The organism is Thermanaeromonas sp. DSM 22490, from assembly GCF_056378755.1.
In genome coordinates this window covers 24,463-43,967 of the sequence record NZ_JBJHHE010000013.1, presented here as the reverse complement: position 1 = coordinate 43,967, position 19,505 = coordinate 24,463, and the positions used below count along the sequence as shown (strand labels likewise).

Genomic DNA, 19,505 nt, shown 5'->3' with positions numbered 1-19,505 from the left:
GAGGGCTTATAAGCATAATTATTGACAGCGAAAATAGCATAAAGTATTATAGAAACAGCTTTTATTAAAAGCAATATATTATAAGGACGGGAGGTAAAAGAGAACTCTATGAACCGGCGGGAATTTATAAAGCGGTCTCTTTTGTCGGGCGCAACGGCTGCTTTGGTTCTTTCGGGCCTAGATAGGTTGGGAATAGCTGAAGCAGCCTCCCTGCAGGTAGGGATGCTTATTGACCTTACCCAGTGTGATGGATGCGAGAACCGCAAAATACCAGCCTGTGTAGAGGCTTGCCGGGAGGCTAATAAGCCTTACTTCCCGCAGCCGCGAAAAGAGGACCTCAAGCCTTATTGGCCGCAGAAAACTTATGAGGACTGGTCGACAAAGCAAAATGTTATCAATAGGCTCACACCTTATAATTGGACCTTTGTTCAGAAGGTAGAAGTGGAACATAAAGGACACAAAACCACGGTTTATATCCCCCGCCGCTGTATGCATTGCGACAACCCTCCCTGCGCTAAGCTTTGCCCATTTAGTGCCCAGGAGAAAAAACCGGAAGGGCCGGTGATAATTGACCCGGAGATCTGTTTTGGCGGGGCTAAATGCCGTGAGGTTTGCCCCTGGCATATCCCGCAGCGCCAGGCAGGGGTGGGGCCTTATCTTAAATTCGCCCCCAAATTTGCAGGAGGGGGAGTGATGTACAAGTGCACCCTGTGTTATGACCGCATTTTACAAGGGAAACTGCCAGCTTGTGTAGAGGCTTGCCCCCGCCAGGCCATATCCTTTGGGCCCAAGGAGGAGATGCGCAGAGAAGCCCACAGGCGGGCCGGCGCTATAGGGGGTTATATATACGGAGAAAAGGAAAATGGGGGGACTTCTACTTTTTATGTCTCAGCTATACCTTTTGAGACCATACACAAGGCCCTCGTGGCGGCTAAGCAGCAACCCGCCATGCCGGTGGGCATCCCCAACTTTTTGGACACCCCTAACGGTATCGGCCAGGCGGTGCTTCTGGCCCCGGTAGCCGGGTTGCTGGCGGCAGGCGTGGCCGTTTATAAAGGGATGAAAGGAAGAGAATAGGTGTGTTCGGCGGTAAGGTAAAGAGACATAGCGGAATCGTGCGTTTTATTCACTGCTCGGTGGTTATTTCCACTTTTCTCCTCATCTTTAGCGGTTTGGGACAGCTTCCCCTGTATAAGCGCTATATGGTCGATCAATTACCGGGGCTTTCGTGGGCTTCTAATTTTTATGTTACCCTTCTTATCCATTATGTGGCAGCCGCTTGGCTGGTGTTTGCGAGTATAATGCATGGGGTTTACCATACCTTAAGGAAAGAATTTGACCTCCTCCCCCGCCGGGGGGATCTGAAGGAATCCTGGGCGGTTATTAAAGCCATGTTTGGCCGAGGAAAAGAGCCGCCAGCCGATAAATATTTGCCGGAGCAACGCCTAGCCTACGCCTATATGGCGTTTAGCTTTTTCCTCGTTATAGTTACGGGATTTATAAAAGTCCTCAAGAATTTTCCTTCTATTACCCTGCCCTATCCAGTCTGGCAATGGGCCACTAATTTGCATAATGTGGGCACGGTGCTCGTTATATTAGGGGTAATAGCACACCTGGCGGCCTTCGCTCTTAAGCCTAACCGGCCGCTTATCTTAAGCATGATTACAGGTTACGTCAGTGAAGAGTACGCTCGCCACCGGCATCCTTTATGGTATAACAGGATAAAAAGTAAAAAAAGCGAGATGAAAGAGAAGCGCTCGGGGCTTTAACCCCGGGCTTTTGTTTTCTCCTTTAAAGCAGGACATTTCTTAACACCAACTCGAGTATGTGTTGTAAACGTTTTTCTAAGTTCTCTGGCCGGACGGGATCATCTCCCCAAAGAATGGCCAGAATGTCCTTCTGGGTGAAATAAGAGATGCATAAACTGCTTATACTTGTTAGCATCTGCCTTATATCGAGATCTGGACGGAAAATCCCCTTGGCCTTTCCTTCCTCCAATATTTCCTTGATCTGGGGTAAGCCTTCTTCCCAGATAGGGGGCAAAACTTTGCGCGCATAAATACCGCCTTCCAAGGCCTCCCAAGAGATAAGACGGGCAAACCTGGGATTTCGAGCTAAGAAATAGAAGTAAGTCTTTATCGCTTCTACCAGTTGCTCTTGGGGATCGCCCTTGCCTTTAGCGGCCTGGCTAGTGGCGGCCAGGATCTTCTCAAAATTAGCTTTAAGTACACCAGTATAGAGGTCTTCCTTGCTGTGAAAGTAGTGGTAGAGCATCCCTTTATTAACTTTGGCTTTAGATGCTATTTCGTCTACCCGCGCACCATGTAGACCTTTAGCAGCAAAAATTTCCTCCGCTGCGGCGAGAATCCTTTCTCGACTTTGTACTACAGGATGTGCCATTTGAGCTTACCTCTTCCTTAAGTTTATAATGGCAAAGGTTAACCAACTAGTTAGTTACAATACCATAATGTAACGGCCAGTCAAAGGCTGCCATTTCTTTAAAATAGCAGCTAGTCTTGAAAAGAGGCCGTTTATTCTATGTTTTATGCTGTTTTTCATGTTCCGGCTGATTTTCTATTTATGGCTTTCGTATCTGCCCATCCCAGGCTTTAGAAAACTTTTCTTTCTCCAAGCGAAACTTCCCCCGCTTTCATTCGTGAGTATACAGGGAAGACTTAGCAAGATTAACCAAAGGAGCCTTCGGGATGGGCGATATGGAAAGCCTGGTCGCCAGGATGCAGGAGGGCGATCTTACGGCCTTTGAGGAGCTGGTTGCGAAGTATCGTAACAAAGTTTATGCCCTAGCTCTTACCCTGGCTGGCAACCAGGCTGACGCGGAGGATCTTACCCAGGAGGTTTTCTTAAAAATCTACCTTGGCTTTAAGGAGTACGCACAAAAGAAGGGCAGCTTTGAAGCCCTAGTACATAGGATGACCGTAAACTTATGGATCGATTGGACGAGGAGGCGAAAGAGATTTCAGACCTTTTCCCTGGATAGCATGACTCAAGAAGAGAACAAGGCTGCTTATGAGATAGCGAGTTCAGAAGAAGACGTGGAAAGGGTTTATCGCCGAGATTTCTGGAATGCAGTATGGAGGGCCTGGGGAGAACTGCCTGAGCACTACCGCATAGTGCTTAAACTTCGTGTGGTGGACCAGCTTTCCTATAAAGAGATAGCAGCCCTTACAGGAGACACAGAAGCAGCAGTTAAGTCTAAACTTAACCGCAGCCGCCAGATGCTAAAGGAAAGACTTCGTAAAGCTGGATACCCTCTATAATCCCCCCAAAAAAATTTTGGGCAAGACCGCGAAACTTACAGCCATTTTGTTCGTGATTCCTTATGGAAAGGGCAAGAGACAAAATTTTAAGCCCTAAGAAGGTGGCGTCAAAAATGAGGTGCCGGCAGGCAAGGAAAATGCTTTCGCCATACATAGACGACGAACTCAGCGATGCGGAGAGGGCAGCGCTCGAGGAGCACCTTAACTCTTGTGAGGCCTGCCGGTCAGAGCTTGAAGCCCTGAAGAGAATTTCCGAAGGCCTAAAGGAAATTTACCAGGAAGTTAAAGCTCCTCCTGATTTCGTGGACAAAGTAATGAAGCGTATACAGGAGCTGGAGGAGGGGAAGAGTTCCCGTCTCTTCCAGGATGACCTGCCCGGCTACCAAAACAGGTGGTTAAGGGTGGGGCTAGTGGCCGTCCTGACGGTGGGTATGGGGCTAGGAATACTGCAGTACGGCCGCACCCATGCGGGTAACACCCAGATGTGGCCCGGTTCCTATAAGTTGGCCACACCGGGAACCGAGGTTATTACAGAAAAGGATGAAGAAGGTTCATCAGGTAGCCAGGTAAGCGAGGCTGAAAAAGTCCAAGCTTCGGACAAGGACGAAAGCACTGGCAAGCCAGGGCATGCTCCTGTTGAGGGTGAACCCGGTAGGGTAGAAAAGCAGGGAACAGTCCAGGGTAGGATGCCCGCGGCAGTAGAAGGGAAGAAGCCGGGAAACGCAGCTGGAGGACAGAGAACTGGCGAGCAAGCTAAAACCGGTACGCAGGTAGCCACCGGGCAGGACACAGGTAGTTACCAGCCCAAGACCTTCCTAAGTAGGAGCAGGCACGTGCGGACGACGCTGGTAAAGGTGGAAGTGGATAACCTGCCCTACGCCAAAGAAGTGGTGGCCGTCCTGGCTGAGAAGGCAGGTGCCGAGAGGCCTCGGGAAGTCTGGGTCTACCAGCAGGAGGAAACTATCTTAAGGGTGGTGCTACCTACAGGTAGTACAGCTCAGTTCCTGGAGAAGGTAGGTAAACTGGGCAAGGAAGTCGACCGGGAGAAAGAGACGGTGGACGTAACAGCTGAATTTGATCGTAAGCTGTTGGAATACCAGGAGTTGGCAGGTAAGCAGGATACCGAAAGTTTGGTGCGGGCCAAAGCCTTGGAGCGGCAGCTGGAAGACCTAGACCGCGAGACTCTAGAAGCAGGCAAGGAAGTGGTAAACGTATGGCTAAAACTCCACTAGCCGGCTTGCCCGGACTGGTGGGGTGAAGATAGACCCCGAGGGGATGTGGCGCCCCTGCTGGTGTGAAAACTGGAAAAGGGGGGATGTGGTCCCGCACGCCGACCGTCCCGGGCACTCGGGTTGGTGAGTGGCGAAGAAAGGGCCGATAAATGCGATATCCGTGGTGCAACGGGAGCGGTAAAGACGGCGGGGGAGTCGAGAAAGAAGGTGGAGTTTAATTAACAGTGAAATGCTGCAGTCATGCAGCAACATCAGGCTCTAAACCAAAACTAAACCAAAACTTTATGGGAGGGGAGAAAGTTGTTAAAAACGAGGAAGAAATGGCTATCAATCCTGCTTACCCTAGCCATGCTGGTTGGCCTGATGGTACCTTTCGCAGGCCCGGCAGCGGCTGTGGGTACGGTGTATACGACGCTGGAAGCACCTTTGGTAGAAGATGACACCGAATTCGCTGAGCTGGGTAGCTTCCAGATTGAAATCGATCCGATGTATGCTTCCACACAATCAGAGGCGTGGATAGAGCTACCCCAGGATTATGAGATTCACTATGCGGTAATAACAGGTCTGCGTCACAGCACGGTTGATGCGGTTTACAAAGACATAGTAATAAACGACGGTAAAGATGAGAATTATCCTACTACAAGCTACCCTAACAACTATGAAACGGTAATACAGACTGGCGCAGATAGTGCTACTAAACCCGGCGCCTTAGTGAAAGTTAGCGATGTAACGAAACGTGGATTTAAACTTACCCTAACCAACCCCCCGGAGGGGAATAGTGTTCCGGCTGCCAACGGAGATAAGTTTAGGTTACAGATCCAGTTTAAGAGCGTGAAAGTACCGGCTGGTGTAAGCGGCGACATAAAGGTCACTGTGAGCTACATTAAGGGCCAATTGGTAAACGGTTCTGCCGTGATTGGTACTGTAGCAGGTGGTGGATTAAGAGTCAGCGTAATTGATGATGATACATTCGGCGATCAGGGCGGCTATGTAAAAATTCGCGTTGAAGAAACTGTAGCCGGAAAACTGAATGAGAAGGATCAGCTTAAACTGGAGCTTCCTGACGGTTTCGAATGGAGATTTACCAACGGCACATTAGATGATAACAACAAAACTGGTGTAGGGCGTATATTTGGAAATCTAGACACAACGAAACTCTCCTTTGATCTTAGTGATCCAGACACGTTGAAGATTAGCCTAAGTGATGATAGTTATAAATCTACCCAGCGGTCTGCGTTCGACTTTTGGGCAAAAATCGAGGTTACCGATACTGAAGAAGCCGAATATGGCGATGTAGTGGTTAAAGTAAAGGGCGACTATACTGTAAGTCCAAGCGAAATAGTCGTTGGTACCTATGGTGACTATGAAGCGACAATCAGTGCAGAGGATCCGGCTATAGTAGCCTATGCTGGACAGAACGACCAAGATGTCAGTGACATTGTGATTAAAGAAAAGCTGAAGGGTTCACTTATTGCGGGTCGTACCATAACACTTACGCTTCCAGAAAATGCCCGGTGGTACCGGTTTGACGACCAAATAATCTATACTGAGTTGGAACCTGGCAAGGATTGGGTAGACGAGGATGCTGGTTTGCGCTTGAAGTTTGCTGGTCTCGAGGGTACGGACGACCGCACCGCCAAGTTCATAGTTGAGAGTACCGCTAGTGATAGGAGTGGGTCGACCGATGAGGCTGAACTTAAGATTGAGAATATTGGAGTATCCCTCAAGGCTGGCGTAACCGGCGATCTCAAAGTTAAAGTCGGTGGTAGTGCTGGGCTCAGTGGTGAAATCACTATTGCTAAAATAGTAGATCCAGTAACAGTGACTGCTGAGAAAACTAACGTGCAACTTGGTAGGTCCAACCAACCGGCTGGTAAAATCGTCATCAGTGAATATGCTGCAGAAGCTATAAATACCGACGATGGCAAGAATACGATAACGCTGACTTTACCGGAAGGCGTCAAGTTCAGCAGCAAGCCCACAGTCACGGTAACTAAGGGCGATATCGAAATCGAGGCGGTCAACGTTAAAGATTACGGAGACCGCGATGATGCGGTACTCGAGATCGAGTTCAAGGACGATAGCAATGAGGCGAGCACAATTGAGATTAGCGATATCTACTACGACGTTGACCGTACCTTCGGTGAAGGAGACATCAAAGTAGAAGTTGGTGGCGCGGCCCTTGTGAACACAAACATCGAGGGCTATGATAAGGACGCTGATGGAGACGTTGATGAACCCTTCTTCGAGGATACCGATTACTTGGTGAAGGTAGCCAACGCTACTGTGGTGACGCGGGCTCCGTCTGAGACCAGGCAGACGGCAGTGTTCACCATCAACAGTACCAGCTACACCGTGAACGGCGTCCAGGCCACCATGGATGTTGCCCCGTATATCAAAGATGGCCGCACCTACCTGCCGGTGAGGTATGTTGCCTATGCTCTCGGCATCTCGCCCGAGAACGTGATCTGGGATGGCGTTAAGGCCACCTTCATCGGGCAGGGCCGTGTGGTGCAGGTCACTCCTGGCAGCTCGATACTGAGCATCAACGGTGCGCCCGTCACCATGGACGTGGTAGCTGAAGTGGTTAACGGTCGTGTGATGGTGCCGTTCCGGTGGGTGGCCCAGGCCTTCGGTGCCCAGGTTGACTGGGACGAGGCTAATCAGACCGTTACCATGAAGCTGAAAGTCTGAGAGGGTGTCTAGGACCCGGGTCCGGGTGCGGATCCGGGTCCTCTAACTTTGGGGGTGGTAGCTTGAAACGGTGGATAGTGCTGCTAATTTTGGTGGTAGCTCTTATGGTCTTCTTTGGCACGTCTGGGACCGCTACTGCGAAAGATACGCTTAGTTTAGACGAGGCCATCAAGCTTGCGCTGGATCACGATAAGGGGCTTAAAAAAGCGGAGGCAGAGATCGAGCGGACAAAGGCGATTAGGGACGATGCCCAGGAGAACGTGCAATTCACCCCGGTTCAGGGCGGATACAGTGGCCCTTATGGCCCGCAGATAGAGGCGAGCTGGAACAAACTTCTCTCGGCCGATCTAGCGTGGCGTGCCAGTAAGAAAGATTACGAAGCAAAAATAGATGCCCTGGTCCTGGATGTGTGCAAGAAGTATTGGGACGTGCAGATTGCTAGTAGCAAGTTGACCCTCCAGGAGAAGCTGAAGGAGCAAGCTTTGATTAACCTTCAGAATGCGAGGGCAGGTGTAGCGGCAGGAACTGTAGCTCCGTCTATGCTGACTATAGTTGAAGCTCAATATGAGCAAGCAGTGGAGAACTACGAGCAGGCTAAGCACGCATTGGATGACGCCTATAATGCCCTTAACCAGGTTATCGGTCTGGATGCTACAGCAAGGCCCGAGCTCACCGATGATGTGAAATTCGAGCCCTTACAGGTGGACAGCCTTGACTCCGCGGTATCCCGGGTGTTGGAGAAGGCCCCCAACGTGTGGAAGGCACGGCAGAACATAGATTTAAAGCGCTGGGCGGCTGAGATGATGTACTTTACGGGCTCCTATACCCCTTATGATGCTCGGCAGAAAGAGCTCGAACAGGCAGAGCTTGACTATGCCGCCGTGCGGGAGCTCATGGCCAAAGCAACCCGTACTGCTTACTACCAGGCAAAGCAGGTAGAAGAAGGGTATGCTGCGGCGTTGGAGGCCCTTAAGATGGCCGAGGAAAAGCTCCGCGTGGAGAGAGCGAAGTATGAGGTGGGCATGGGAATTAAAGCCGATGTGGTGGCCGCTGAGGTGGCCGTGGTCCAGGCGAAGCAGGCCTTGGATGAGCTGGTACGGAAGCACGCTTACCTTAAGCTTGGTTTCGAGAAGCCGTGGGCTATGTCGGGTAGTGGCAGCAGCACTAGTTCAGGTGGGCAGTAAGGCAGTTCCTGGTTGAGGTGCCTGTTAGAAAATATCCTCCTTGTCTGAAAGGCTGAGGGCTTGCCGGCAACCCCAGCAGGCCCCTCATCTTTAATTCAGGAGTGCGTGGAAGGAACTCCTTATTTTTTGGGCGTGAGTAACTAAACGTTTAGTTACTACGCCCACCATACCCCGTAAGAGAGGATGTTCGTAATGACCCGCCCGGCGACGGAAAGCAAAGAGCGGATTTTGGCGGCCGCGGAGGAAGTTTTCGCCGCTAAAGGCCTGCACGGTGCGCGGGTAGACGAGATCGCCGCCAAAGCCCAGATAAACAAGCGGATGCTCTACCATTATTTTCAAAGCAAAGAAGACCTCTGCGCCGCTGTGCTAAAGGTCAATTTCGAGAGGGTCCTAGCCGTCACCAGCCAGGTCTCTAAAGGCAACGGCGATCCCCAAGAACGATTGGTGGAAGCGATAAAAAACTACTTCTATTTTTTGAGCCAAAATCCCCATTTCCCCCGGTTGATGACCTGGGAGGCCCTGGAGGGCGGCGTTTACGCCCGGAAAATCTTGCCTCCTATATGGGAAGAAGGCTTTCCCCGGCTCCGGGCCATACTGGAGGGGGGCAGGTCTAAGGGGGTTTTCCGTCCTGACCTCAATATACGGCAGGTGCTGACCAGCATCCATGCTTTATGCATCTCCAGCTTCACTCAAAAGGACATACTGGCGGTCCTCTGGCGGGACGATCCCGCCCGGCCGGAAAATCTGGAGAAGCGCCTGGAACACATACTGGACCTGGTTTTAAAAGGTATCCTTGCCTGAGGGGGGAGTGCCTTTGCACCGGAAAATCGCACCCTTGGTATCCTTACTTCTTGTCATTTCTTTGCTGGTCACGGGATGTAGCAAGCGGGCGGAGGAAACAGCTCTTAAAGTGGACGGGGTGGTGGAGGCCGAGGAGGTGGATGTGGCGGCCAAGATACCGGGCCGCATCCAGTCGGTCCAGGTGAAGGAAGGGGATACGGTCAAGGCGGGCCAGGTGCTGGCGTACATAGAAGTCAAGGAACTGAAGGAGAAAGAAAAGCAGGCCCAGGCCGCGGTGGAGGCTGCCCGGGCCCAGTATGAAAAGGCCAAAAATGCTCTCTTACTCCAAGAAAAAGCGAGCGAGGCTGATATTCAGGCTGCCCAGGCTGCCCTTAACCAGGCCATGTCCCAGTACGACAAAGCGAAAAAGGGACCTCGGGCTCAGCAGATAGAGCAGGCCCGCGCACAGCTGGAAAAAGCTAAAGCAGCGCTGGAAGTAGCTGAAAAATCGTATGAGCGAACCAAGCAGTTGTTCGAGTCCGGCACCGTCTCCCAGCAGATGCTGGACGAAATAAAAGCGAAGTATGAAGCGGCCAGGCAGGAGATGCGCTACGCGGAGGAAGGGTTGAAGCTTTTGGAGGAAGGAACACAAGAGGAAGACATCCGGGCCGCGGCGGCTGCCGTTCAGCAGGCCCAGGCCGCCCTCCTGAAGGCTGAGGCAGGCAAAATCCAGGATTTGATCGCCCGCAATGCTGTGCAGATGGCCGAGGCGGACTTAAAACGCGCGGAAGCGGCCCTGGCTGAGGTGAGGAGCAACCTGGAGGAGGCCACCATAAAAGCCCCCTCTGACGGTATTATCGTCACCAAGTACGTGGAGGAGGGCGAGATGATAGCTGCCGGTATGCCCCTTTTCACCATCCAGCAACCGGAGAAGAACTGGGTGAACGTGAAAGTTAAGGAAACGCAGGTGGGGCAAATCAAGGAAGGCCAGAAGGTGAAGGTTACAAGCCCCAATTTCCCGGGTAAGACCTTCGACGGCCAGGTAGAATCTATCCGGCAGAAGCCTGATTACGCCACCCAGAGGGCTACTAATGAAAGGGGCGATAAAGATATCGTCGCCTATAACGTGAAAGTAAGGTTGGATAATCCTGAGCTTAAAGCCGGTATGTCCGTAACCGTAGACTTCCAGGTTCCCCAGGAGGAGAAATAAATGCTCGCCCAGTTCTGGTATGTTTTTTGCCGCGAGTGGCGGTACATCCTTAAAAATAAGCGCCTGCTCTTTATCCTGCTCGGGGTTCCTTTGCTTTATATCACGTTATTCGGTATTCTTTACAGCCAGCACGTGGTCAACAACATTAGCCTGGGTGTCTTGGACATGGATAATACTTCCTTAAGCCGTGCTGTCATCACGGCCTTCTCTGATTCTGACCGTTTTCGGTACACTACCAAGCTGGACAGCCAGAAACATATGGAAGAAGCCATGGAAAAAGGGGAGATAATGGCCGCCATCGTCATCCCTCCCGACTTCACTAAGAACATCAAGAGGGGCGAGGGCAGCCAGGTAATGGTGGTAGTTAACGGGGCCAATATGATTATCGGCAACGCGGCCACCACGGCGGCCAGCGAGATAATTCAGACCCTGTCCGCCGGCACGCTCCTTAAGAAGCTGGAGGGTACTGGTCTTCCGCCTGAGATGGCCAGGAAATTCGTACAGCCCATTAGCTTCCGCCTGCGGGTGTGGTACAACCCCACCTTTAACTATACCAATTTCCTGCTCCTGGGCCTCATGGCCACGGTAATCCAGCAGGTGGCGCTCCTCTATATGGCCGTGGCTATGGTCAGGGAAAAGGAGCAAGGCACCTTGGGAGAAATCAGAGAGCGCTGCTCCAGCGCCCTTGCCGTTGTGATAGGCAAAATCCTGCCCTATTTTCTCATCAACCTGGTCACCCTTAACCTCTTGCTGGTGGAAGGAGTTTACCTTTTCCAGATCCCCTTTGAGGGCAAGTACCTTTACCTGTTGCTTTTAACAGTAGCGTTTTTAGCCTGCATTTTGAGCCTTGGCATCTTGCTTTCTTCTGTTTTTCGCAATGAACTGGAGGCCACGCAGGTGGCCATGCTGGTGGCCGTGCCGTCTTTCCTCTTTTCCGGCTACACCTGGCCGCTCATGGCCATGCCGCCGGTGGCCAAGGCCATCGCCAGGGTTTTGCCCCTTACCTATTATGCGGATAACGTGAGAAAAATCTTTCTAATGAACGTAGGCTTAAGCACTATCCTTCCTGATCTGCTAATTCTGGCTGGCGCGGCCCTTGTCTTTTTTGGAGTGACCGTGGTAATGGTGAAGAGAAAATATTTGGCGGGACCGAATTCGGGCGCTTCTACACAAAATAATAGAGGCTAGTCTGCGGGTCACGGAAGAGGTACTGGCGGTTAGCTAATACTTTCCAGGTGAATAAAGCCCTTGGCCTTAAATACTGGAGAGACCAAGGGCTGACGAGCTTAGTTGAGCGGTACTTAGAATTTCGTTAGTGCCTTATGAACCGCCGTATACCGAACGGTACGTACGGTGGTGTGGGGGGACGGGGGTTAGCCGCCCCTCCTACTCGGCCCTCGAAGTTGCACATTACTTTTACTGCTTGGCCTTAACAAAATGTTGCCCTTTCGAGTATGTCTTTGACATATAAAATTAAGGAAACTTGAGCAGCTGATTGCAGCTGAGTGAAGGCTGTCCAGGCCTCGCAGACCCTGGCCGACCCTGCCCGCCAGTAACGCTTATCTTAAGCTTTGCTTTAAGAAGCCGTGGGCTACATCTGGTAGCGGTGGTCAGGCCTGTTTCATTACTTCCTCGAAACCCATGCCCATTTCTGCCGTCCCGGCAGTGCAATAGGGTATGCTTTCGACCAGCAGGTGCAGCCTGAAGTAAGGCACACTAAAGATCAAATCTTCGGCCTTGAACTCAGGGACAAGCTTGCGGCTTGCGGTGTCAATAAGGCTCAGGTTAATCTTCCCTGTTGCCAGGGGAATGGTGATAGCCGTAGCACATGTAGACCCCGTCAGCTCCACCCGGATAGGTGTTCCTGGCTCGTAGTTAGCGAGCTCCAGGAGGCGGCTGGCTGTTCCAGCGTTCACTACAAAGAGTACCAGGTCGGGTTTTAAGGCAGCCCTTTCCAAGGGGCTGAAAACTACATACTGGCCCAGCCCCAGGGGAGGACGTGAGCTGGAGAGATTGCCGGACCGCCAGAAAGCAGCATAAGTGCCGCGCAGTTTTTCCCCTTCCACCAGGAATTTTTTAAGCTTGTGGAAAAGCTCGGGTGAGCGGGGAGCAAGGCCGATATGGGTGCTCCCTCCGAGACATGTGCAATTAGCCGCGCTTAAATTAATAATCTCTCCTTTTCTGGCGGCAGCGATGGCGCCACAGACGGCATAATTTTCCCTTGAACCATTGCTTACTGGCTCATCACTATAGGTCACAGCAACAGGGTGGCCTTCCAGGGCCAGAACTTCTTTTAAGGTTTTCCCATAATCTTGCCATTTCTGCATTAGCATTCCACCTCCAAATTTTGGGGTATTAGGATAATTATTCGGCTTTTGCGGGAAGTCTCCTGCTTATAGTTGGTGGTGGCCTGAAGGCCCGGATGCTAGCTCCTAGAGCTTTACCTGTAACAAAGGAGGCCCGCGGCACAGGCATAGCCAGGAGTTCTGGAGTATCCCCTGGTCGCGTCCCAGACAATACTTAACCTGTAAAAAATGGCAATAAACATCATGGATTGGGCGAGGCTGTTGGGGCGTACTGAATTAATGTTAAGTAACGTGCGTAAATAAAAAAGCCCTTGGGCCCCCTCTAAAAAGGGCCCGAGGGCTTTAGTTTTAAACCGACGGGTAATTGTTTACTCAAAGTTGATATCTGCGCCGTTGTCTAAAGGGGATGAGCCTTACTGACTAGAGGCAGGAGGAACAGGTTGGAAAGACCCGCCAAAATGCCTGAAGCCTTTGGCTTGCGGCGCATTTTGCAGCCGCTGGATGAGTTTGTCAGCCTGATCCTGGGAGATCTTGCCTTCTTTCACCGCCTGCTGAATCTCCTGGATCTTAACTTCGAGGAGCTTCTGGTGCAGTTGCTCTAAGGTGATACCCTTTTCTTTGGCGATATCTTCTATTTTCTTGCCTTGGTCTAATTGGGCTTTAAGTTCATCGGCGCTCATACCTAAAACTTGTGCCATCAGATTTAGCCTGTCACCTTTTAGCCCACCCGGGAAAGGACAACCTTTGGGGCCATGGAATGGTCCTAGCGGTAGAAGCTGCCCTGCTTCTATCCTTTCCTTAATTTTTTGGGCCTGGTCAGAGGTTAGGTTGCCTTGCTGGACGGCTTCGTCTACCATTTGTAGTTCGGTTTGTTTGACGGCTTCCTGCAGTTTGGCTTTATCCACGCCTAGGTTGGTAGCGAGCTTGTCAAGGAAGCTTTGGATAAAGTTGTCCTTAGCAGGTGTGGAGTTTTGCGCTAGGGCTATGCCCGGCAAGATGAGCGAGATTAAGGCTAACCCGGCCACTACCGCCACAATAATTTTCTTTTTCATGGAAAGCCCTCCTTTTTTAGAATGGTTTGCTTACCCGTTATGGGGTCGTTACCCGCAAGAGCAACCCCCAGGCCCTGCCCAGGGTTAACGCAGGTTCCCCGGTAATTACGCCAGCTAAGCTAGACGCCCTCATTCGGGCTGCAGCCGGGACAAACGCTTCCCTGAAGGAGCAGCCAACATCCCCTCACCCTCATACCTCCGTGGCGACGGGCACCAGAAAGGCAAAACGCCTCTAGTGCCGTTCCAATTTCCTGCTATTCCTATTGGCCTTTGACAGAATCACTACCTTGTGCGTCAACTCTAGCCACCCTTTCTTTATCTGTAGCTGTTTCTATTTCACTAGCAAGATTTGAGGCGGCCTTTTTAAATTCACTAATGGCTTTACCCAAAGAACGCGCTATCTCTGGCAGTTTACCGGGACCGTAAAAGATTAAAACCAAAATGAGGATAAGCATCAATTCAGGAAACCCTATATCAAACATTTTACCCCCACCTATCCTTTTCGGGTTTTAGTTTAAAAAAGCTTGAGTTTCCCTCCTAAAAAGTATAACTCCTACCAAAAGCAAAGGGAACATAACATAGAAAGATGAAATTAAGGGAAAGAGCAGGATAAGATTAGATTGACCATACTCCATTTAAAGTGTTAACTAAAGGGTGAAAAAGGGAAAAGTTAGGGTAGGGGATAAATTTATAATGGAGATCGAGCGTTTAAAAAAACCCATAATTGCTCTTATAGCAGCTAGTATCGTAAGTATAGGCGTGGGATTCTTCCTGGCCGCAAAGACTTTCTTCCAGCCCCCCAATCCACCCAATAAGGAAATAGGAGCTAAAGCGGAGAATTCAGGAGAGAACAAGTCTCTTTATTTTAATATCTTGCTTTTGGGAACTGACGCCCGTCCAGGTGCAACAGGGGGAAACACGGATACTATAATCGTAGCTCATATGGAAGGGAACCGGTTAGCCCTCTTATCGATCCCGCGGGATACCTTAGTAACTATTCCTGGGCACGGAAAGGACAAGATTAATGCTGCCTTGAGCTTCGGTGGCCCTGAATTAACAGCTAGAATAGTGTCTGATTTTATTGGCGTGCCAGTATTTAAATATATGCTGGTACGATGGACAGGCTTTATCAATATCATCGACCTGTTGGGTGGAGTGACTATAAACATACCCCGTAATATGTATTATTATGACCCCACTGACGGACCGGAGTATAAAATTGAACTTTCCCAAGGGGTCCACCACCTAAACGGACACCAAGCCCTAGCCTTTGTCCGCTTCCGGAAAGAAGCCCTGGGGGATATTGACCGTACTAGGCAACAGCAGGAACTTCTTAAGGCGCTGGTCCAGCAAGCCATGCAACCGGCAACTTTACTTAAATTACCTTGGCTCTTGCCTGAAATCTATAATAACGTAGAGACCAATATAAGCCTTCAGGAATTATTGGCTATAGCCAAGACAACGCTAGATCTTAAAAACATAACTGTAGTTAGCCAAACCTTACCGGGCTATTTTTTGACTATAAACGGTATAAGTTATTGGGGAGTCAAGCCCGAACTAGCCCGCCAGGTAGCCCACGCTTTATTCGAGTACGGGGAAACAACGAAGGAAATTGTGCTGGCTGCTCCGGCACCTGCTAACCAGCCTCTAACCCCGGCTTATAAAGGTACCTTAAAAACCAAGGTAGCCCAGAAAGCACCTGCCGTTACTCCAGTTAGTACCGGGGAAGCCAATAAACCTCTTAAAGAAAATCTATCCCAGCTAGAAGCGCCTGTTAACAAAAAGGCAGTTCCCAAGCCGCAAGTTTCTCCTCCCCCAAACAGCAGTAGTAGCACAACTAGTAAACCTAATAATGGCAATAACCCGAAACAGGTTGAAGAAGATAAAGGTAAGACGACACCGATTTTAGAGAAACATAATTAATCATCTCTTAGAGGTACTTTGGGAAGCTAAGATTGTCTTGAAGATTACAATGCTAAGGGGGCCCAGGGCTAGACCCACTAGAGGCGAGTATAATGATTTGATAGCCCTGACACCTTTCCCTATGACCTTCTCAAGGCTAAAGGCTGGGGTTCCCGGAAAGCGCCTTGCGCACCTTTAGAAAGCTTCTGGTGAGAAAACGGAGAGAAAACGCGGGGAGAGAGGAGCATTACCGTCGCCAACCGTCCGGCGGGGGTGCGAGTTTACCGCCCTTTTCCCATGCGCGGCAGGCGGGCGTCTCAGGTTGACTTGCGTTTTTCCCACCAGGCTCTGGCGTAGCTCAATAGACTACCTCCCGCGTTAGCTGTAACCACGGCCAGGGCGATTTTGGGTAGCAGCAGGTAGTTGGGGTAGACAAGGTAGCGCGGCTCCCAGCGGGGAGCAAATTTTTCTTTAAAGCGGCGTAGTCCCTTGAAGGCGTAAAGTCTATTGAAGTGCTGGTAGAAAAAGTGTGCGGTTCTTTCCTGCAGGCTGGCCCCAGGGGCCTCGCCTACGCCGGCCAAAGGACAGAGACCCAGGTTGAAGGTGTCGTACTCCTGTCTTTTAAAGTGCTCGATTAAGCGCACAAACATCAAATCCATCAGGCCACTTTCTCCCTCCTTGCGGCGCATGAGGTCAATGGTTCCCTCCCTTTTTTGATACTCCGGGATGATGTTGGCAAAAGCCAGAATGTGACCCTCGGCATCCCTAACCACCATGACCTGGCACCACCTTAAGTAAGACGGGTCAAACCAACCCAGAGAGAACCTTTTTTCCCCACCCTTTTGCCTCCTTAGCCACTGGTCGGAGACCTCTTTTAGCTGCCTTAAAATCTCGTCGCTCAAAGGAGGAAGAATAAGTTCTGTAGTATAACCCTTGCGCACCATGCGGTTCACCGCCTGACGAAGGCTTTTTTGCCTGTTGCCGCTTAAAGTGAAGCGGTGAAGATCTACCACTGCTTCTTCCCCAATTTTGAGGACTTTATAGCCACAAGCTTCGTAAGCAGGCAGATAATCCGGAAGGACCTGGTAAAAGGCCGGGTACCAATCGTTCCTGCTGCAGTAAGCGGTGAATTCAGCAATAATCTGGGGTATCTCTTCCTCCGGCCCGATGGGGTCACCCAGCACCAGGGCCACGTTGCCCACCAGGGTATAAGCTATAAAGCTGTTCCTGGAACGGCTGAAGTAGTATACCTTATCAGGTAATAGAGTTAAGTGGGCCAGGGAAGAGCGGCCGTATTTTTGCACAATCTCGGCCGCCCTTTCCCTTTCCGCCGGCAGCACGGTATGGCGGTAAATTACCGGGCGCAGGACCATGGTCAATCCATAGATCGTGCCCAGTGCCTGAATGGCGGCCAGGGAATCCAGAAACCAGCGGGCCAGCCGGTTGGGCCTTTCCAGGGCCGGTGTGCTTGACCAGGTCAAAAAAGCCACGGTCTGGCGGGAGGCTTCGGCAAGGTCAAAGCGCTGATGAAAGTGCCTATCCAGCAGGTAAAAGCCGAAGAGCCCGTAAAGGTAAGTGAAAAGTACGGTGCCGGCCAGGACGGCCAGGCCGTAACGCACCGAAGGCGGGTCACTGGCCGCTGTAAACTCGGACTTGAGAGCAAGCAGGATTACCAGGATGGCAAAGTTAACTGCTGCCTGGACGTAGTTTAGACCTCGCAGGAGGCTGGTTATAGCGGATATCAGGAGCATAAACACGGCAATGCGCCAGGCCTGGGTCTTGCGGCGTACCAGGCTCCAGGAAAGGAAAAGCTCTGCGCTACCCGCGAAAACGTTACCCAGCCAGCTTACCCGCAGGACTGCCCAGGGGAGGTGGTGCTTGAGCCAGAAAAGGCGAGCCGGGTGGTGTACGAGCCAGGCGGAAAGAATGTTACCCAGTCCTAACAGGCACACCAAGAAAGCAGCCAGGTGGGGTCTAGAAACCTTAGGAAAGCTGTCGCTCATTCCCTTACCACCACCTTTTTAAAGAACATAAAGCCTAGAAGGACGGGTAGCCAAAAGCTAAGCACCCGGTAACTAAAGGTGACCAGGACGGCTTGCTCGGGCGGGACCCCTAGCGAGATGTAAACCGTGGTCATGGCTCCCTCCACAACACCCACCCCCTGCGGGGTGATGGAGACGATCATGAACAAAACTCCGATGGCGTAACCGGCAATGAGACGGCCCAGGCCGGGAGCCTGGCCAAAGGCCAGGAATAGGGCCTGTACCTGTAATAGCGAGATACCATCCATCAAGAGAGCATGAAACACCGCCTGAAATAGAGCCGGCCGGCTATAACCGGCAGCTTTCAAGGCCTTGGATAACTGCCCAACGAACTCCTCCGCCTTACTTTCCCAAGTCGGGAGATGCTGGCCAACTCTAGGAAAGAGGCGGCTGACCATACGGCTCAACCGCCGGATCAGGTTTAAAACAGTTGCGGGTCGGGCACCGGTAAAAAAGAGGATCGCAAGTAACCCGCCCACCAGGGCTAAAAGGAAGGCAGTAGCCATGATTTCGTATTGTTGTAAACTGCCTCGCCAGAAAAGATAAAGTAGAGCCGCCACCAACAGGACCAGGAAGGCCAGATAGTCAAAGAGGTAAAAGATGAAATTGGCCATCAGTATCCGGGAAACCTCCCAGCCTTGACGCAGGCCGTCGTAAATCATCAGGCTTGCTCCCGAAATGGTCCCTCCTGGGACGACCGCGGAAACAAAGGTAGCGGATGTCACTAAAAGAAAAAGCTCTTTAAAGTTAAGTGGTAATTGAACCATTCGATAAGCACTTTTATACAGATCGGTTTGGTTTACTAATAGTGCTATTTGCAAGAGAGCGGCAACAGCCATCCAAGCCCAATTGGCGCGCTGGAACACCCGCCAGATCTCCTGCGCCTGGCCTAAGCGAATAGCTATAAGAACAGCGGCAAGAAAGAGGATGACTATGTATAATAGTCTAAACCGAGAAATGGAAAAGATAGGCTCTTTACCCTGGATCATAGATGGAATACCTCTTACAGTTCAATGATGTAAACCATTAATCATTTTGTTCTAGCTTTTTGATTTATCCACTCCTTATGTTATACCATAGTAGAAAGGGGCTCGCTACCTTTGATTTCCGTAAATCTAGGGCTAACGCTCTACTCGCCTGATGCAATTAAGCCCCATTTGAAATTACCCCCTTTTCCTGCCGGGTGGTCCCATGTTAAGATTAAAAGACCCGCAACTCACTCTCTGGGATGCCCTGTTACCATCTGACCTGGTCCAACTCAGTCCAGAACTGGCCAAAGTGGATAAACTTCTGGATGACGATAGGTTTATGGCCCCTTTTGAACCGGTCGCGGATGGGCAGGCCAACTATCCCAATGGAAACTTACCTGCGCATGATGTATCTGAAGTACCGCTATGGCCTGGGGTTATAAAGTTTTAGTCCAGGAAGTAAACGAGATATCCTCAAGTGGCGGCGCTTCTGCCGTATTCCCCTAACTCACAAGGTACCCCATCCTACTACTTTGATTAAACTCACTAAACGCTGTGGTCCGGTAGTAGCTAAAAGTGAAAAGAAGCATGTTAATGCTATAATTGAAGAAGCATTGGAACCCTACCTTTTTAAGAACAAGAAGACTGAAAAGGGAGCTTATGTAGCGGAGCATGAAGAGTATGAAGAAACTACCGAGTGGCTAGGTGGGAAGTTTGATCCCGAGGCTTTTGATCTGGAAGACATTAACCGGAGGCTTAGGGCAGATAAGGCTAAAGTAGTCCTGTTTGCCTCTGACAGCTTGTAAAGGCGTATAAGGAATATTAAAATGGAAGGCTAAAAGAGAACGTAGGTGTTC

Annotated in this window: 16 protein-coding genes and 1 pseudogene; 11 read left to right on the top strand and 6 right to left on the bottom strand. The window is 50.8% G+C overall.

Annotated features, from left to right (window positions below):
• Positions 1-108 precede the first annotated feature (108 nt).
• Together AC1BI1_RS09630 and AC1BI1_RS09625 are read left to right on the top strand one after the other, a co-directional pair.
• On the top strand, positions 109-1,077 hold the full coding sequence (locus AC1BI1_RS09630) for a 4Fe-4S dicluster domain-containing protein (RefSeq protein ID WP_476717074.1): 969 nt from the start codon (positions 109-111) through the stop codon (positions 1,075-1,077).
• A 2-nt stretch (positions 1,078-1,079) separates the two neighbouring features.
• Complete coding sequence (locus tag AC1BI1_RS09625) at positions 1,080-1,769, top strand: formate dehydrogenase subunit gamma (RefSeq protein ID WP_476717073.1); 690 nt, start codon at positions 1,080-1,082, stop codon at positions 1,767-1,769.
• Between the two features lie 22 nt (positions 1,770-1,791).
• Here AC1BI1_RS09625 and AC1BI1_RS09620 read toward each other — a convergent pair whose 3' ends face one another.
• Entirely contained in the window at positions 1,792-2,400 is a 609-nt protein-coding gene (locus tag AC1BI1_RS09620; RefSeq protein ID WP_476717072.1) for a TetR/AcrR family transcriptional regulator, read from the bottom strand.
• 305 nt (positions 2,401-2,705) lie between these two features.
• Here AC1BI1_RS09620 and AC1BI1_RS09615 point away from each other — a divergent pair, with 305 nt between their 5' ends.
• From AC1BI1_RS09615 to AC1BI1_RS09585, 7 genes are all read left to right on the top strand, one after another.
• Positions 2,706-3,278 (top strand): RNA polymerase sigma factor, encoded by a 573-nt coding sequence (locus tag AC1BI1_RS09615; protein WP_476717071.1) that lies wholly within the window; start codon positions 2,706-2,708, stop codon positions 3,276-3,278.
• 62 nt (positions 3,279-3,340) lie between these two features.
• Positions 3,341-4,510, top strand: a complete 1,170-nt coding sequence (locus tag AC1BI1_RS09610; RefSeq protein ID WP_476717070.1) for a zf-HC2 domain-containing protein — start codon at positions 3,341-3,343, stop codon at positions 4,508-4,510.
• 300 nt (positions 4,511-4,810) lie between these two features.
• Positions 4,811-7,204 (top strand): copper amine oxidase N-terminal domain-containing protein, encoded by a 2,394-nt coding sequence (locus AC1BI1_RS09605; RefSeq protein ID WP_476717069.1) that lies wholly within the window; start codon positions 4,811-4,813, stop codon positions 7,202-7,204.
• Positions 7,205-7,266: 62 nt separating this feature from the next.
• Positions 7,267-8,388: a TolC family protein gene (locus AC1BI1_RS09600; protein ID WP_476717068.1), complete on the top strand. Its 1,122-nt coding sequence runs from the start codon at positions 7,267-7,269 to the stop codon at positions 8,386-8,388.
• Positions 8,389-8,580: 192 nt separating this feature from the next.
• Positions 8,581-9,189 (top strand): TetR/AcrR family transcriptional regulator, encoded by a 609-nt coding sequence (locus AC1BI1_RS09595; protein WP_476717067.1) that lies wholly within the window; start codon positions 8,581-8,583, stop codon positions 9,187-9,189.
• Positions 9,190-9,202: 13 nt separating this feature from the next.
• Positions 9,203-10,378, top strand: a complete 1,176-nt coding sequence (locus AC1BI1_RS09590) for an HlyD family secretion protein (protein ID WP_476717066.1) — start codon at positions 9,203-9,205, stop codon at positions 10,376-10,378.
• Complete coding sequence (locus AC1BI1_RS09585) at positions 10,379-11,566, top strand: ABC transporter permease (RefSeq protein WP_476717065.1); 1,188 nt, start codon at positions 10,379-10,381, stop codon at positions 11,564-11,566.
• A 422-nt stretch (positions 11,567-11,988) separates the two neighbouring features.
• On the opposite strand, the gene AC1BI1_RS09580 is transcribed toward AC1BI1_RS09585, so the two are convergent.
• From AC1BI1_RS09580 to AC1BI1_RS09570, 3 genes are all read right to left on the bottom strand, one after another.
• Positions 11,989-12,705 (bottom strand): DUF169 domain-containing protein, encoded by a 717-nt coding sequence (locus tag AC1BI1_RS09580; protein ID WP_476717064.1) that lies wholly within the window; start codon positions 12,703-12,705, stop codon positions 11,989-11,991.
• Between the two features lie 392 nt (positions 12,706-13,097).
• The gene (locus AC1BI1_RS09575) at positions 13,098-13,736 is read right to left on the bottom strand and encodes a hypothetical protein (protein ID WP_476717063.1); all 639 of its coding nucleotides are present in this window, start codon (positions 13,734-13,736) and stop codon (positions 13,098-13,100) included.
• A gap of 260 nt (positions 13,737-13,996) precedes the next feature.
• Positions 13,997-14,218: a Sec-independent protein translocase subunit TatA/TatB gene (locus AC1BI1_RS09570; RefSeq protein WP_476717062.1), complete on the bottom strand. Its 222-nt coding sequence runs from the start codon at positions 14,216-14,218 to the stop codon at positions 13,997-13,999.
• Positions 14,219-14,429: 211 nt separating this feature from the next.
• Here AC1BI1_RS09570 and AC1BI1_RS09565 point away from each other — a divergent pair, with 211 nt between their 5' ends.
• Entirely contained in the window at positions 14,430-15,659 is a 1,230-nt protein-coding gene (locus AC1BI1_RS09565) for an LCP family protein (protein WP_476717061.1), read from the top strand.
• Between the two features lie 296 nt (positions 15,660-15,955).
• Here AC1BI1_RS09565 and AC1BI1_RS09560 read toward each other — a convergent pair whose 3' ends face one another.
• Positions 15,956-17,641: a phosphatidylglycerol lysyltransferase domain-containing protein gene (locus tag AC1BI1_RS09560; protein ID WP_476717060.1), complete on the bottom strand. Its 1,686-nt coding sequence runs from the start codon at positions 17,639-17,641 to the stop codon at positions 15,956-15,958.
• The gene (locus tag AC1BI1_RS09555) at positions 17,638-18,669 is read right to left on the bottom strand and encodes a lysylphosphatidylglycerol synthase transmembrane domain-containing protein (protein ID WP_476717059.1); all 1,032 of its coding nucleotides are present in this window, start codon (positions 18,667-18,669) and stop codon (positions 17,638-17,640) included. Before AC1BI1_RS09555 ends, AC1BI1_RS09560 begins: the two co-directional genes overlap by 4 nt.
• 202 nt (positions 18,670-18,871) lie before the next feature.
• Here AC1BI1_RS09555 and AC1BI1_RS09550 point away from each other — a divergent pair.
• Positions 18,872-19,218, top strand: a pseudogene (locus AC1BI1_RS09550) (transposase); the annotation flags it as partial.
• Between the last annotated feature and the right edge of the window lie 287 nt (positions 19,219-19,505).

What these genes read in the sequence shown, in the direction of transcription:
- AC1BI1_RS09610 (WP_476717070.1), top strand. Translation starts at nt 3,341, where the DNA reads ATGGAAAGGGCAAGAGACAAAATTTTAAGCCCTAAGAAGGTGGCGTCA.
- AC1BI1_RS09560 (WP_476717060.1), bottom strand. Translation starts at nt 17,641, where the DNA reads ATGAGCGACAGCTTTCCTAAGGTTTCTAGACCCCACCTGGCTGCTTTC.
- AC1BI1_RS09585 (WP_476717065.1), top strand. Translation starts at nt 10,379, where the DNA reads ATGCTCGCCCAGTTCTGGTATGTTTTTTGCCGCGAGTGGCGGTACATC.
- AC1BI1_RS09580 (WP_476717064.1), bottom strand. Translation starts at nt 12,705, where the DNA reads ATGCAGAAATGGCAAGATTATGGGAAAACCTTAAAAGAAGTTCTGGCC.
- AC1BI1_RS09620 (WP_476717072.1), bottom strand. Translation starts at nt 2,400, where the DNA reads ATGGCACATCCTGTAGTACAAAGTCGAGAAAGGATTCTCGCCGCAGCG.
- AC1BI1_RS09565 (WP_476717061.1), top strand. Translation starts at nt 14,430, where the DNA reads ATGGAGATCGAGCGTTTAAAAAAACCCATAATTGCTCTTATAGCAGCT.
- AC1BI1_RS09630 (WP_476717074.1), top strand. Translation starts at nt 109, where the DNA reads ATGAACCGGCGGGAATTTATAAAGCGGTCTCTTTTGTCGGGCGCAACG.
- AC1BI1_RS09555 (WP_476717059.1), bottom strand. Translation starts at nt 18,669, where the DNA reads ATGATCCAGGGTAAAGAGCCTATCTTTTCCATTTCTCGGTTTAGACTA.
- AC1BI1_RS09570 (WP_476717062.1), bottom strand. Translation starts at nt 14,218, where the DNA reads ATGTTTGATATAGGGTTTCCTGAATTGATGCTTATCCTCATTTTGGTT.
- AC1BI1_RS09595 (WP_476717067.1), top strand. Translation starts at nt 8,581, where the DNA reads ATGACCCGCCCGGCGACGGAAAGCAAAGAGCGGATTTTGGCGGCCGCG.
- AC1BI1_RS09615 (WP_476717071.1), top strand. Translation starts at nt 2,706, where the DNA reads ATGGGCGATATGGAAAGCCTGGTCGCCAGGATGCAGGAGGGCGATCTT.
- AC1BI1_RS09575 (WP_476717063.1), bottom strand. Translation starts at nt 13,736, where the DNA reads ATGAAAAAGAAAATTATTGTGGCGGTAGTGGCCGGGTTAGCCTTAATC.